The sequence below is a fragment of the Paenibacillus lignilyticus genome (assembly GCF_017942085.1).
GTDB classification, from domain to species: Bacteria; Bacillota; Bacilli; order Paenibacillales; family Paenibacillaceae; genus Paenibacillus_Z; species Paenibacillus_Z lignilyticus.
This window is the reverse complement of record NZ_JAGKSP010000001.1, coordinates 141,918-155,361: the sequence shown is the minus strand read 5'-3', so window position 1 is coordinate 155,361 and position 13,444 is coordinate 141,918. Positions and strand designations below refer to the sequence as shown.

Below are 13,444 nucleotides of genomic sequence, written 5' to 3'. Positions count from 1 at the left end.
GCGGAACGCCTTGTTTTAGGTGTGGAGGGTGCGATATTCCGTGGGGCTTTGCCCTGTTTCTTTGCGGAAAAATTTAGCGAAATGGTTGGTTTCCTTAAAACCGATCTGATCGGCGATTTCCTTAATACTTTGCGTCGTGGTCGACAATAAGATCTTCGCTTTATCGACTCGTTTGCGGCTGACGTACTTAAGCGGCGGCACACCGAAATGCTTCTTGAAATAGGCGATAAAATAGTTCGGATGCAAATGAGCCGCCTTCGCCATATCCTCGACGCGCAAATGGCCGGCCATATGGCTGTCTATATACGCTTGAATGAACTGAATTCGTTTCAGATCCTCCGAGCGGTGCTGCAAAATCGTAATCGGCACATGCTCCAAATACCGCGCAATAATCTCCAGCATAATGGCTTTCTCACGCAGCCGCGAGATAACCGAGTCGCTTTGTCGCAGGCTGACCAGCAGCTTGAACATGGCGGTCATTTCTTCTTGATCGGCAAGGACGATGCGCAGCGGGACGCCGATCCATTGGAACAAGTCGAACGGACCGATCGAGGCCGTGAAGTGGCACCAATACTTGAGGAACGGCTTTTTCCCTTTGATTACGGAATAGGATTGTTTCGTGAAAGCAGGCATTAAGCAGATCTCGCCAGGGGATGGCAGCATCTCCTGACTATCTACCTTCAGCCAGCCTTCTCCGTCCATAATATAGTAGAGTTTATTATATTCGGGCACGTAGTCCATATCGACCCACTCGGTGGTCACTTGTGTTCGGTGAGCGGTGATGACGTCGATTTGAAGGGCGCGCAAGAGATCGGTTAAGGCATGATCTGCACGTAATATCGTCATTGGAAGTCTCCCGGCTGTAAAGCATTGAATGATTTTCTCTTATCATAGAGCATTTCGTTGGCGGATGAAACCGCAATCTTAGTTTTAGCACCTTCATTCTTATTTCTAGCCATTACATCGCTGACAGCATCCTCCTATAATCAAGTTGTAAAAGTAATTCTATAGGAGGCTCAACAGAAATGACGACTGCACAACCCCTTTTGTTGACAGATGAACAAATCAAATCGTTTATTACAGATGGTTTTCTTATTTTGAAGACCGACTTCCCGCGCGAATTTCACGAGCGTTTAGTAGAGCAACTCAATACGATTTATGATAGCGAAGGCAATCCCGGCAACAACATTCTACCGCGCATCCGCGATTTGCAGCGCGTATTTGAGAACCCGGTTATCACGGGGGCGTTGACAAGCGTGCTTGGCCCGAATTATTTGCTCCATACGCACAGACACGGCCATTATAACTCCGTACCGAAGCCGGGCGGCTGGCACAAAGACAGCTACTGGGGCTACAACCGGCTGCGCAACCATCACCCGTGGTGGGCGATGATTATGTACTTCCCGCAAGATACTCCGATTGAGCTCGGGCCAACGGGCGTTATGCCGGGCACGCAATATCAAGACAGCCGCAACTTTGTGTCGGATGAAACGGAAGAGGAAGCGACTGCAAACGGAGAAGCGGGTACGTTTGCGCTGATCCACTATGATATCTGGCATCGTTCGACGCCGAACTTGATCGGCAAGCCGCGCTTCATGCTGAAGTTCGAATTCATGCGCACCGAGGCTCCGCAATCGCCGACATGGGACAATCAAGAGCAGTCCTGGGCAGCTGTTGCGGGCGAGGAAAGCAACGATCCGATCGCGGAAGAGGTTTGGAACTGGATGTCCGGCCGTACCGCGGCGCTAGCTAATACGAAATCCGCCGATGCTGCGGAAATCGCCAGCCTCTCCGCGCGTTTGGGCGGAAGCGAAGAGCCGGATGCGTTGAATGCAGCTTACGAGCTTGCAACAAGAGGCGAAGCAGGCATTCAAGCCTTGATCGGCGCGCTCGAGCAAGAGAAGAAAGTATCCCGCATCGCTTCATACGGATTGTCCGTAGCCGGCAAGGGAGCTGTTGAAGGATTGCTGCAAGCGCTTCGCGCAGAGAATGAGGATGTCGTGAACCATGCCATCTTCGCTTTGTCGGAGCTAAGAGGTCACGCCGATCAGGCTGTGTCTCACATAGCGGCTCAGCTCGATCACCCATCCGCGAAGATCAGACGCACGGCAGTTGACGCGCTTGGCATCATCAGCGCCAATGCGAAGCTGGTCGTTCCCGCTCTGATCAAAGGCTTGCAGGACGAGGATACGCAGGTTCGCTTCACGGCAGGCCTGTCGCTTGTTCGAATCGGGAAGGATGCTGCGGAAGCCGTTCCTGCTCTGGCAGAGCAGCTGGCGCACGAGAACCGTTACGTTCGCGGCCATGCACTTGAAGCACTGCGCTATATCGGTACGCCGGAAGCCCATGAAGTGCTGATTCATGAGCTGTTCAATACGCGCTGGTGTTCGGATACAACGCCTGCGAGCACGTTCTAAATCAAACGAAAAATCCCTCGCAAGAGGGATTTTTTTCTGGCTATTCGAGAAAGTTTCTGCACGGCAGCCGCTTTTTTGTCTATACTTCATAATCAAAACTTTAACGGTTGTCAGCGAGGTGGCTGGCAACCGTTAGCTTATACAAAGGGATAATTGACTCCTAATAACCACAGTCACAACCGTTAGAGTCAGATTGCGCGCATCGCACGCCTCAGCTATGGTTGTCATGTTAGAGAGCATGATGCTTAGAAATCGCTTACCGATGGAACAAAATTTCGCAAAACCATCCGTTCAGAAGAAACTGCAACGGTTATTCCGATCCGGAGAAAGTATGTCCCAACTCATGAATCGAACATCAGACAAAGATCTCAAAATTCTATTGCTTGCTTCCGCGTCGAGAGGCTTCAAGCTGGAGACGGAGGAAGGTTATTATTTCCCGGTGGTGGACTATAAATTTTTTAAGCAATATAATCTGTTCGTCAGTCCGGATCTAGTGGACTATATTTCGCTCAAAATAACGGAGTCTTCCGCACCTGCAGTGAAACATGACGGTTTCCAGATAAGCTATACAGAACTAATAAACAGAGTACTCCGTTTTGAGCGTTTTCTGAATCAGCATCCCGACTCGAGTCAATCCGATCAAGTGAAAGACTTCATTCGAATTTATAAAGGGCTTCCTTTCAATGGCGTGAGTAACACACCACTATTTGATCCGGAGACGAATCGTTTAGTGCCGAATGCTAAGAAAGCTTTCGAAGCGGCGCTCCTTAGTAACAAACCAACTTCGAGCGATTCTTGATGAAGTTGCAAGCGTTTATGGGAGTTTTGAAGCAGCATGATTATAAACCAACAAAAGAAGTTGATCTGTTTCTGAAAGAAAACATTAAAAATGAACTTGAACCAGTGATACGAGAGAGAGAGAAGCAAGACCATTCAGACCGGATGCGGTAAACAATCGAATCCAGGCTCTTTTTCTTTCCACAAGTTTCATAGCGATCATGTACAATAGAACTAGATTGCGAATGAATGGCGTTTACCCATAGCTAATCCGGAGGGAAGAAGATGAGCATAGAAATCGTAGAAGCAACCATAGCCGATATCCAGGCTGCGATGGAACAAGGTGACATTACCTCCAGAGAATTAGTTCTGCTCTACATGGAGCGCATTGCTGATCACGATAAGAATGGCCTCACCATCAATTCCGTGCTCGAGCTGAATCCCGATGCGTTGTTTATCGCGGATGCCTTGGACGCCGAACGGGCCTCGCGCGGGTCAAGAGGACCGCTGCACGGTATCCCCATCCTGTTGAAGGACAATATTAATACCGGCGACAAAATGCACACAAGCGCAGGCTCGCTCGCGCTCGCTGACCTGTACGCCGGAGAAGATGCCTTCATTGTGAAGCAGCTTCGTAAAGCAGGTGCAGTAATACTGGGTAAAGCGAACATGACCGAGTTTGCGAATTTTATGACTGAAGGCATGCCCTCCGGGTACAGCTCGCGAGGTGGACAAGTATTAAATGCGTATAATATTTCGGAGCCAACCGGTGGGTCGAGTTCTGGCTCAGGCGTAGCGGTCTCTTGCAATTTCTGCATGGCGGCAATCGGCACGGAAACATCCGGCTCCATCATCAATCCCGCTAATTTGAGCTCTACCGTCGGTATTAAGCCGACAGTTGGACTCGTTAGCCGCTCAGGCATTCTTCCGCTCTCCAATAGTCAGGACACGGCAGGCCCGATGGCACGAACCGTAACGGATTCTGTTTTGCTGTTAGATGCGCTTGTGCAGGTGGACGACGCTGATTCGGCAATGGGCAGCAGCTTAGGGAAACGTCAGGCGAACTATGCACAGTTTCTTCAATTAGGCGGTTTGGGAGGGGCTCGAATCGGCGTCCCGCGCGATTATTATTTTGAAGAATTGACGCCTGAGCAGCTCGACATCTTCGACCAAGCGCTTAGAACGATGTGTGAGCTTGGTGCCGAAATCATTGACCCTGCCAACATTCCAACAGCTAGGCAAATTGTTTATTCCTCAGTTATCCTGAATGAGTTCAAAGCTTCACTTCATGCGTATCTGTCCGCGCTGCCATCGAACGCACCGGCACGCTCCTTGGCGGAAATCATCGCGTTCAATGAAGCGCATCCGGAGCAAACGTTGAAATACGGGCAAACCTTGCTGCTGCTCGCTGAAAATAACACTTCCGGCACATTAACGGAGACGCAATATTTAAGGGATCGACTAACGGATTTGCGGCTTTGCCAAGTTGAAGGGATCGATGCCGTAATGAGCGAGCATCGGCTGGATGCACTGCTGTTCCCGGCTGACTTTGGCTCACGCATAACCGCCCGGGCCGGATATCCATCCATTATTGTTCCGGCTGGCTACACCTCCGCCGGTGTCCCATTCGGCGTTACCTTCTCAGGCAAGGCATATAGCGAACCGCGGCTCATTCAACTGGCCTATGCCTACGAGCAGCGCAGCAAGGTACGCAGGGCGCCTTCATTGAAGAGCTTTATATAGGTTTTGGGTAGGGACCCTCTCAAAAGCGGTTTGGCGGCTTTTGAGAGGGTCTTTTTTTGTGTTGTGAGTTGGATTGGGGCTAATGAGAGGTACTGAATACCGTACATGAACGTGGAATGATGGTATGTGGTCGAAGAGAGGTACTGGGTACCGCTAATGAGCGAGAAAGTAGCTCGTCTAGGGATCTACATTGGTGGATGTGTGGGGAAAAGGGCTAAAGTAGCACACCTGGAAGTCTACTTTAGTGGGAAGTCGGGGGGATGCGAGAAAGTAGCTCGTCTAGGGATCTACATTAGCGGAATTGTGAGGAAATGGGGTTAAGTAGCACACCTGGGAGTCTACATTAGTGGGAAGTCGGGGGGATGCGAGAAAGTAGCTCGTCTAGGGATCTACATCGGTGGATGTGTGGGGAAAAGGGCTAAAGTAGCACACCTGGAAGTCTACTTTAGTGGGAAGTCGGGGGGATGCGAGAAAGTAGCTCGTCTAGGGATCTACATTAGCGGAATTGTGAGGAAATGGGGTTAAGTAGCACACCTGGGAGTCTACATTAGTGGGAAGTCGGGGGGATGCGAGAAAGTAGCTCGTCTAGGGATCTACATCGGCGGACATGTGAGGGATACATGGAAATCTGAGACATGCCAAAAAGGAGCTAAGCGATCTAAGTCGCTTAGCTCCTTCTCATCAAACAATCTAATTCAAGTTCTGCAGCGTCGGCATGCCGTCCTGAGCGCCGAATACGGTGACGGAGTAGGAGGCTGCTTTTACGGCCAGTGGCAGCGTTTGGTCCAGCGACCAGCCGCTTGCGATGCCGAAGCACAGCGCGGCATTAAACGAGTCTCCTGCGCCGGTCGTGTCTACGACCTTCACGATCGGTGCAGGCACCGTGACGATGCCATCCGCGGTTGCGCATGAAATGCCATGTTTACCGCGCGTCACAATCAAGGTTTGCTCGGGGTATTGCTTCTGCCACGCGGTCATGCGCTCGAACAGCTGCTCCTCCGATGTAATCGAAGTGCCGCAATAGAGCTCGAATTCAGTCTCGTTCGGCGTAAAATAGTCCGCCATCGCGATTTGCTCTTCCGTAAGCGGAAGGGCAGGGGCCGGGTTCAGAATCGTGCGAACGCCGGCTTCACGCGCGATCCGAAGCGCTGTCTCGACAGCAGGCATCGGGATTTCCAGCTGAACGATGAGCACATCCGATCGGCGGATCAACTCAGCATGCGCCGCGATGCTTTCCGCGGTGTTGTGCCCGTTTGCGCCAGGTACGATTACGATGCAATTATCCTCTGACGTGTGCATGATGGTCGCCGTGCCTGTCGATGCACCTTCCAGCTTGGAGATTGCTTCCGTGTGGACACCGAAATTCCGCATCCGTTCCATGATTTCCGATCCGAAGGCATCCCCGCCAACGGCACCGATCATCTTAACTTCAGCTCCGAGCCGTGCACAGCCGACGGCCTGATTCGCGCCTTTGCCGCCGGAAATGTAGTGAATCTCATCGCCTTGCACGGTTTCGCCAACCTTCGGCATCCGCTGCATTTTCAGAACAAGGTCCATATTCAAGCTTCCTGCTACCGATATCTTGGGCTGCTTTGCCACAATGGTCATCCTTTCATGCGAAGCTGATGTAAGCGTTTCTATCATTTCCTGAATATAGCATGTGCTAAATTGAAGCGTCAATGCGCCATATTGACATTTATTGCGCTTTGCGCGCGGAGTCATTCGACCTTTTCGCTCAGATGAACCTTCCTTGTACCTGAATATAACCACTAAACAGACGAAAGGTATACAAGACAAGTTTGTAGCAATGAATCTATTCCTTGTTCAGAATGGACAACAGCGTTATCGGACCTAGCAAGCGCAAGCGGTCAATTTTGACCATTAGAATAAAAATAAAGTACATTCTCTGTATTTATGGACACCAATGACCATTAGAAAGAATACTTCACGGTTTTCTATGACATTTCCCTCGCTTGTGGACACTAATGACCGCAAGAATGCTAACATTTCAATTATTCGATGTTAACGGACATTAATGTCCGAAATAGAAGCCTTGAGGGGTTCTCTCCACATGCCTCCTTGAAGTCTGGGGATGACACATGCATGGCCACCTCCGAAAGGGATGTCCGAAGCCCGAATTACTAAATGACGATGCTTACTCGAAGAGGACCTATAGCGATAGATTCAGACGCCGAGCTCATTCGCTAAGCTCCGCCCGCGCGGGCGAACCCCGAGGGTTCTCGCCTCCACGAATCATACATGCTAAATAACCAAGGCGAAATAAAAAAAAACTTGAGCTTAGGGCTCAAGGTTCTCTTCTATAACTCTATTCTATGATACATTATGTATATATGGTCGGGACGACACGATTTGAACATGCGACCCCCTGGTCCCAAACCAGGTGCTCTACCAAGCTGAGCTACGTCCCGCGGTAAGTGGTGCCGGCGAGAGGATTCGAACCCCCGACCTACTGATTACAAGTCAGTTGCTCTACCAACTGAGCTACACCGGCGCGCGTTATTACCGAAACACAAGACGTATCTTACCACAGAAAAAATAATTTATGCAAGTCCCTTTTTAAAAATTTTTATTGGCCCAATGAATTTGATTTTGCTCATCGATTGTGAAGCCGAACTTGGTGTAGAAATGACGGAGTCTCTCCAGATGCTCCTTATGTTCGGCGGCCTGCATACGTCCCACGATAGAACGAATATTCTCCTCCACAGCCCGCGTTAATAACTGTTCCATCATTAATGAACCGTAGCCTTGATTGATTTTCTCTCCCAAAATGCGAATGTACTGTAGATTCCAAGCACGCCGACCATCAACAGGTGTGATGTACATATTGAGGTCATTAAGATGACGTTTGGTTGCAATCCCCGTTGCGAACACAATTCTCGCATGGATATCAAAACCTCCGGTCGGGGAGTACAGAATGACGGTATCGCCCTGCCTCGTTTGCACAATCCGGTGTACGTAACAATTGTCGGTTGAAATGAGCTCAATCTGCGTATGGATGCAGTCTTCGATCATCATCAGTGACCTCCCGGTTTGGATGAGCATTCTTGTATGTACATATTATGTAGGGCGGAATAAGAAATGACAACCTATTGCCATATCGACGAAAGTGGCCGAATAAACTGAACTAAGAAGTAGAGTGAACTGGGCGAAAGGGTGGAAAAAGATGAGCGGCGAACAACCGGTATCCGGCGCGGAGGAATGGCTTTCGAAGGATCGGAAGTATGTTTGGCATCATATCTCGCCTCATAATGATAACCCGCTGATTTTTGTTTCCGGGGATGGCTGCTGGATAACGGATGCGGAGGGCAAAAGGTATTTCGACGGCATGTCGGGACTCTGGTGCGTAAACGTCGGCCATGGCAGAGAGACGATTGCGCGGGCTGCCTATGAGCAGATGAAGACCATCGCATATTCGCCAATGATGCAGTCCCATGTTCCGGCCATTGAGCTGGCGGAGAAGATCAACGAATGGCTGGGCAGCGATTATCGTATTTTCTATTCCAATTCCGGCTCGGACGCGAACGAAGTAGCTTTCAAGATTGCTAGGCAGCATTTTCATCAAAATGGGGAGCCGTCCCGCCACAAATTTATTGCGAGGCATCGGGCCTATCATGGCAGCTCCTTCGGCGCACTCAGCGCAACCGGTCAAGCACAGCGCAAGCTGAAATACGAGCCGCTAGGCGCAGGCTTCGAGCATGTACCGCCGCCGTATTGCTATCGCTGCCCTTTTGGACAAACCTATGGCAATTGCAAGCTGGAATGCGCCGAAGCCATCGAGGATGCGATTAATTGGGAAGGTGCGGATTCCGTCGCAGGCGTCATCATGGAGCCGGTCATAACCGGTGGGGGAATGATCGTCCCGCCGCCTGAATATTTGCCGAAGGTACGCGAAATTTGTGATAAATATGGCGTACTGCTCATTATTGACGAGGTCATTTGCGGGTTTGGCCGATCGGGAGAGCGGTTCGGACATCACAACTACGGTGTCGTGCCGGACATCGTCACGATGGCGAAAGGACTGACCAGCGGGTACTCGCCGCTCTCCGCAACGGCTGTCCGTGCGGGTTTGTACGACAGCTTCAAAGCGAAGGAGGCGAACAGTCACTTCCGGCATGTGAACACATTCGGAGGGAATCAAGTATCGTGTGCGGTTGCGCTGGCGAACTTGGCGATTTTGGAAGAGGAACGGTTGGTGGAGCGGTCAGCCTATTTGGGTCAAGAGCTGGGTCAGCGGCTTCAAGTGCTGCGAACGCATCCGCATGTCGGCGACATTCGATTGTTCGGTTCGGCATGCGGCATTGAGCTTGTGGAGGATCATGCTTCGAAGGTCCCGGCGGCGGCAGATAAGATGCTCAGCGTCATCGGGGAATGCAGGCGCCGGGGTCTGCTTGTTGGCAAGAACGGCGATACCGTTCCGGGCTTCAACAACATTATCACGCTATGTCCGCCGCTGATTACATCGGATGACGAGCTTGAATTTATAGCGGGAACCGTCATTGCGGCAATCGAGGCTTTAACCGCTTCCCAGCCTGTCAGCTGAACAAGAAAGGGGTCGAAGGCGTATGACAGCATCCGGGAGCCCGGCGATCAACAGAGAGCGACTGCATCGCAGAATCGATGAATTGGCACAGATCGGCAAGCTTGGCGATACCGGTGTTTGCCGCCTCGCGCTGTCGCAGGAGGATTTGCAAGGTGTGCTGCTTGTCAAACGATGGATGGAAGAGGCCGGATTGCAGACTCGAATCGATGCGTTCGGCAATTTATTCGGACGTCTTCCGGGCAAGGATGCCGGAAAGCCGCTGCTGATGGCCGGCTCGCACATCGATTCGCAGCCTTACGGCGGAAGATTCGACGGCGTCATCGGCGTGCTCGGCGCGCTGGAGGCGGTACAATCCATGGCAGAGCAAGGCTTTGTACCAGAGATGCCAATCGAGATTGCTGCTTTCTGCGATGAAGAAGGCTGCCGATTCAACAAAGGATTGTTCGGAGTCCGGGGCATCACCGGAAAGTTGGAAGAAGGGGAGCTTGAGCGGATAGACGCCGCAGGTGTGACCAGACGCGAGGCGCTGCTTGCTTTTGGCGGTGACCCGGAAGGTTTCGAGGCGGCCCGTTATCAAGAAGGAGCTGTTGGTGCCTTTCTGGAGCTGCATATTGAGCAGGGACCGGTACTGGAAGCGCTGGGCCGCCCGATCGGCATTGTAAGCGGGATATCCGGTCCGCTCTGGCTGACGGTCGAGATGACGGGTTTCGCAGGCCATGCCGGTTCCGTGCCGATGCCGATGCGAAGAGACGCTCTGGTTGGGGCAGCCAGCGTCATTACGGCGCTGAATGCACTGGCTCGCTCAGAGCCCGGAGCGTCAACTGTTGGAACTGTAGGCGCATTGACCGTATTCCCGAATTCACGCAACATCATTCCGGAGAAAGTGACATTCACAATCGATCTCCGGGATATCGATATGGAGCGCAGAAGAGAACGGGAGACGCAGCTTTGGCGGATTCTTGAAGAGGTGGCACAGGAGCACGGTTTAACCTACACGGTGCGCGAGGATACGAACAGCGAGGCGAGATATTGTGCGGAGCGAATCAAGCAAGTGATGCATGAAGAAGCGGCCCAGCTGCTTGAGCACACGCCGCCTGAGCTGATGAGCGGTCCGTTTCATGATTCGCTGGCGATGTCTAATGTATGCGAGTATGGGATGATTTTCGTCAGGTGCAAGGATGGAATCAGCCATAATCCGCTGGAGTATTCCACGCCGGAGGATATTGAGCTGGGAGTAGAGCTGCTGTATCGCACAATGGTACGAATGTCTAAGGTTGAAAGGGAAGGGGGATAAGCCTTGTTTATTTCGGTTGAAGCGTTAAAGCGAAATTTTGCCGAAGTTAAGGCGGGGATGCGGCCGAAGGAAGCCGTCGAAGAGTCCAACCGCTGTCTGTACTGCTACGACGCGCCTTGCATACAAGCTTGCCCGACAGGCATTAACATCCCCTCCTTCATCAAAAAAATCGCAACGGGCAACCTGACCGGTTCGGCCCGTACCATCATGGATGCGAATCCCGTTGGGGCCAGCTGCTCGCGTGTTTGCCCGACAGAGGAACTCTGCGAAGGCGCATGCGTGCTTAATCATTCCTCCAAGCCGATAAGGATTGGCGATTTACAGCGTTACGCAACCGACTGGGCGATCAAGAATGAACAGCAGCTGTTCACTGCCGGCAAGCGAAACGGGCGGTCTGTAGCTGTCGTCGGAGGCGGGCCGGCAGGATTGTCGGCTGCGCGGGAGCTGGCCCGGTTCGGGTTTGCCGTGACCGTGTTTGAAGCGAAGGAGCAAGCAGGCGGGCTGAACACGTATGGCATCGTGTCGTTCCGGCTTCCGCAGCCGATCGCGTTGTGGGAGGTCGAGCAGGTGCGCCGGTTAGGCGTGGAGATCCGCACGAACACGGCAGTCGGCCGCGACATCTCCGCTGAGGAGCTCCTCGACGGATTTGACGCGATTCTGCTGTCGGCGGGCATGTCGAAGGTGCCAATGCTGGGCATACCCGGCGAAGAGCTGGCAGGTGTATACGATGCAATCGAGCTTGTGGAGTTAACGAAAATATCGCTCACCGCGGAGCTTGGCGGCCGCAATGTCGTCGTCATCGGCGCGGGCAACACCGCAATTGATGCGGCAACCTGCTCCGTACGAATGGGCGCATCTCGCGTAGAGATTTGCTATCGCCGCTCGCAGCAGGAGATGACGGCCTATGAGTTTGAGTATGAGTTTGCGAAGAGCGACGGCGTTGCTTTTCGTTGGCTGACCGCGCCGCTTCGCATTATTGGAGACGAGCAGGGCCGTGTGAAAGGAATCGAGTGTATTCGCATGAGGCTCGAAGCCTCTGAAGAAGGCGGCAGAGCGCGGCCGGTTGAAATACCGGGCAGTGAGTTCATCATTGAGGCAGATGCGGTCGTGAAAGCGATCGGACAGTCCAGGCACGTGTCGTTGATCGATCAGTTTGGATTGGCGCATAAACGTGGCATTGTAACGGTTGATTCAACGACTTATTTAACCTCGAACCCTCGCATCTACGCGGCAGGCGATATTATTTTCGGCGATGGGCAAGGGGAAGCGATGGTCGTCTCGGCTGCTCAGCAAGGAAAACTTGCTGCTTATGCAATCTATCGTCAGCTTGCGGCGGACAGCGTCTAAATTTTAAGGAGAGGCAGGGCGTTCCGATGGCTGACTTGCGGATTAATTTGGCTGGCATCGAATCACCGAACCCGTTCTGGCTTGCATCTGCTCCGCCTACGAATACCGGATATCAGGTGCAGCGCGCGTTTGAAGCAGGCTGGGGCGGCGCGGTGTGGAAGACGCTCGGCGATCCCATAATCAATACATCCTCTCGATTCGCCGCCGTTCATTTTAACGGACAACGGGTCGCGGGCTTCAACAATATCGAGCTGATTACGGATCGGCCGCTTGAAGTGAATTTGAAGGAAATCGCGGAGACGAAGAAGCTGTTCCCCGATCGCGCGCTTGTCGTGTCTCTGATGGTGGAGCCGAAGCGGGATAAGTGGCATGAAATCGTCAAGAAGGTGGAGGCCGTCGGCGTCGACGGGCTTGAGCTGAATTTCGGCTGTCCGCATGGCATGGCTGAACGCGGGATGGGCTCTGCGTCAGGTCAGCAGCCCGACTTGGTTGAGAAGCAAACCTACTGGGCGAAGGAAGCGGCACGCACGCCGGTAATCGTGAAGCTGACGCCGAATATTACCGATATTACGGCGACGGCGCTGGCAGCCGTCAGAGGCTGTGCCGATGCGATATCGCTTATTAACACGATAAATTCGCTCGCAGGCGTCGATCTCGACACCTGGAATACGATACCGCATGTTGGCGGCAAGGGCTCGCATGGCGGATACTGCGGTCCTGCCGTGAAGCCGATCGCGCTGAACATGGTTGCGGAATGTGCAAGGCATCCGCGTATCGATGTGCCGATCTCCGGCATCGGCGGCATTTCGGATTGGCGGGATGCCGTCGAATTCATGCTGATGGGCGCAACCGGCGTGCAGATCTGCACGGCTGCGATGCACCACGGTTTTCGAATCGTCGAGGATATGATTGACGGCTTGAACAATTACCTCGACAGCAAAGGGATTGCTAGCGTCAGCGAGCTCACCGGGCGCTCGGTGGAGCGTTACACCGAGTGGGGGAACCTGGATTTGAACTATGCCGTAACGGCGCAGATCGATACCGAAGTCTGCATCTCCTGCAACAAATGTTATATCGCTTGCGAGGATACGTCTCATCAATGTATTGACCGATTGACGGATGATACGGGTCGGAGTTATTTGAAGGTGCGGGAAGAGGATTGCGTCGGCTGCAATTTATGCGCGATCGTCTGTCCGGTCGAAGGCGCAATCGAAATGATCGAGCAGCCTGCGTCAGGCATCTCCATGACATGGAATGAACGTCAAGCGGCGATTGCGACGCTTAAGCAGCGGAAGGAGGCATGAG

10 protein-coding genes and 2 tRNA genes are annotated in these 13,444 nt (G+C 52.6%); 7 read left to right on the top strand and 5 right to left on the bottom strand.

Features of this window, described 5'->3' with window-relative positions:
* Positions 1–15: 15 nt before the first annotated feature.
* Positions 16–846, bottom strand: a complete 831-nt coding sequence (locus I8J30_RS00720) for a helix-turn-helix domain-containing protein (RefSeq protein WP_210654546.1) — start codon at positions 844–846, stop codon at positions 16–18.
* 179 nt (positions 847–1,025) lie between these two features.
* Here I8J30_RS00720 and I8J30_RS00715 point away from each other — a divergent pair, with 179 nt between their 5' ends.
* From I8J30_RS00715 to I8J30_RS00705, 3 genes are all read left to right on the top strand, one after another.
* Positions 1,026–2,417, top strand: coding sequence for a HEAT repeat domain-containing protein (locus tag I8J30_RS00715; protein ID WP_210654544.1), 1,392 nt, complete (start codon positions 1,026–1,028; stop codon positions 2,415–2,417).
* A 343-nt stretch (positions 2,418–2,760) separates the two neighbouring features.
* Positions 2,761–3,216 carry a hypothetical protein gene (locus tag I8J30_RS00710; protein WP_210654542.1) on the top strand — a complete coding sequence of 152 codons (456 nt, stop codon included), beginning with the start codon at positions 2,761–2,763 and terminating at the stop codon, positions 3,214–3,216.
* A gap of 263 nt (positions 3,217–3,479) precedes the next feature.
* Positions 3,480–4,937, top strand: a complete 1,458-nt coding sequence (locus tag I8J30_RS00705) for an amidase family protein (RefSeq protein WP_210654540.1) — start codon at positions 3,480–3,482, stop codon at positions 4,935–4,937.
* Between the two features lie 690 nt (positions 4,938–5,627).
* Here the strand turns inward: I8J30_RS00705 and rbsK are convergent.
* From rbsK to I8J30_RS00685, 4 genes are all read right to left on the bottom strand, one after another.
* Positions 5,628–6,536: a ribokinase gene (gene rbsK, locus I8J30_RS00700; protein WP_338044754.1), complete on the bottom strand. Its 909-nt coding sequence runs from the start codon at positions 6,534–6,536 to the stop codon at positions 5,628–5,630.
* 753 nt (positions 6,537–7,289) lie between these two features.
* A tRNA-Pro gene (locus I8J30_RS00695) sits at positions 7,290–7,366 on the bottom strand.
* A gap of 7 nt (positions 7,367–7,373) precedes the next feature.
* Positions 7,374–7,449: transfer RNA gene (locus tag I8J30_RS00690), tRNA-Thr, on the bottom strand.
* A gap of 65 nt (positions 7,450–7,514) precedes the next feature.
* A complete protein-coding gene (locus tag I8J30_RS00685; RefSeq protein WP_210654535.1) occupies positions 7,515–7,973 on the bottom strand; it encodes an N-acetyltransferase in 459 nt (152 codons plus the stop codon).
* Positions 7,974–8,121: 148 nt separating this feature from the next.
* Between I8J30_RS00685 and I8J30_RS00680 the strand changes: the two genes are divergently transcribed.
* From I8J30_RS00680 to preA, 4 genes are read left to right on the top strand one after another with little or no spacing between them, the layout of a single operon-like run.
* The gene (locus I8J30_RS00680) at positions 8,122–9,498 is read left to right on the top strand and encodes an aspartate aminotransferase family protein (protein ID WP_210654533.1); all 1,377 of its coding nucleotides are present in this window, start codon (positions 8,122–8,124) and stop codon (positions 9,496–9,498) included.
* 22 nt (positions 9,499–9,520) lie between these two features.
* The gene (locus I8J30_RS00675; protein WP_210654531.1) at positions 9,521–10,792 is read left to right on the top strand and encodes a M20 family metallo-hydrolase; all 1,272 of its coding nucleotides are present in this window, start codon (positions 9,521–9,523) and stop codon (positions 10,790–10,792) included.
* Between the two features lie 3 nt (positions 10,793–10,795).
* Positions 10,796–12,139: an NAD(P)-dependent oxidoreductase gene (locus I8J30_RS00670; protein ID WP_210654529.1), complete on the top strand. Its 1,344-nt coding sequence runs from the start codon at positions 10,796–10,798 to the stop codon at positions 12,137–12,139.
* 26 nt (positions 12,140–12,165) lie between these two features.
* Positions 12,166–13,443, top strand: a complete 1,278-nt coding sequence (gene preA / locus I8J30_RS00665; RefSeq protein ID WP_210654527.1) for an NAD-dependent dihydropyrimidine dehydrogenase subunit PreA — start codon at positions 12,166–12,168, stop codon at positions 13,441–13,443.
* Position 13,444: the final 1 nt, after the last annotated feature.

Excerpts from the sequence above, each read along its gene's own strand:
- preA (WP_210654527.1), top strand. The coding sequence starts at position 12,166 with ATGGCTGACTTGCGGATTAATTTGGCTGGCATCGAATCACCGAACCCG.
- I8J30_RS00710 (WP_210654542.1), top strand. The coding sequence starts at position 2,761 with ATGAATCGAACATCAGACAAAGATCTCAAAATTCTATTGCTTGCTTCC.
- I8J30_RS00685 (WP_210654535.1), bottom strand. The coding sequence starts at position 7,973 with ATGATGATCGAAGACTGCATCCATACGCAGATTGAGCTCATTTCAACC.
- I8J30_RS00720 (WP_210654546.1), bottom strand. The coding sequence starts at position 846 with ATGACGATATTACGTGCAGATCATGCCTTAACCGATCTCTTGCGCGCC.
- I8J30_RS00715 (WP_210654544.1), top strand. The coding sequence starts at position 1,026 with ATGACGACTGCACAACCCCTTTTGTTGACAGATGAACAAATCAAATCG.
- I8J30_RS00675 (WP_210654531.1), top strand. The coding sequence starts at position 9,521 with ATGACAGCATCCGGGAGCCCGGCGATCAACAGAGAGCGACTGCATCGC.
- I8J30_RS00680 (WP_210654533.1), top strand. The coding sequence starts at position 8,122 with ATGAGCGGCGAACAACCGGTATCCGGCGCGGAGGAATGGCTTTCGAAG.
- I8J30_RS00705 (WP_210654540.1), top strand. The coding sequence starts at position 3,480 with ATGAGCATAGAAATCGTAGAAGCAACCATAGCCGATATCCAGGCTGCG.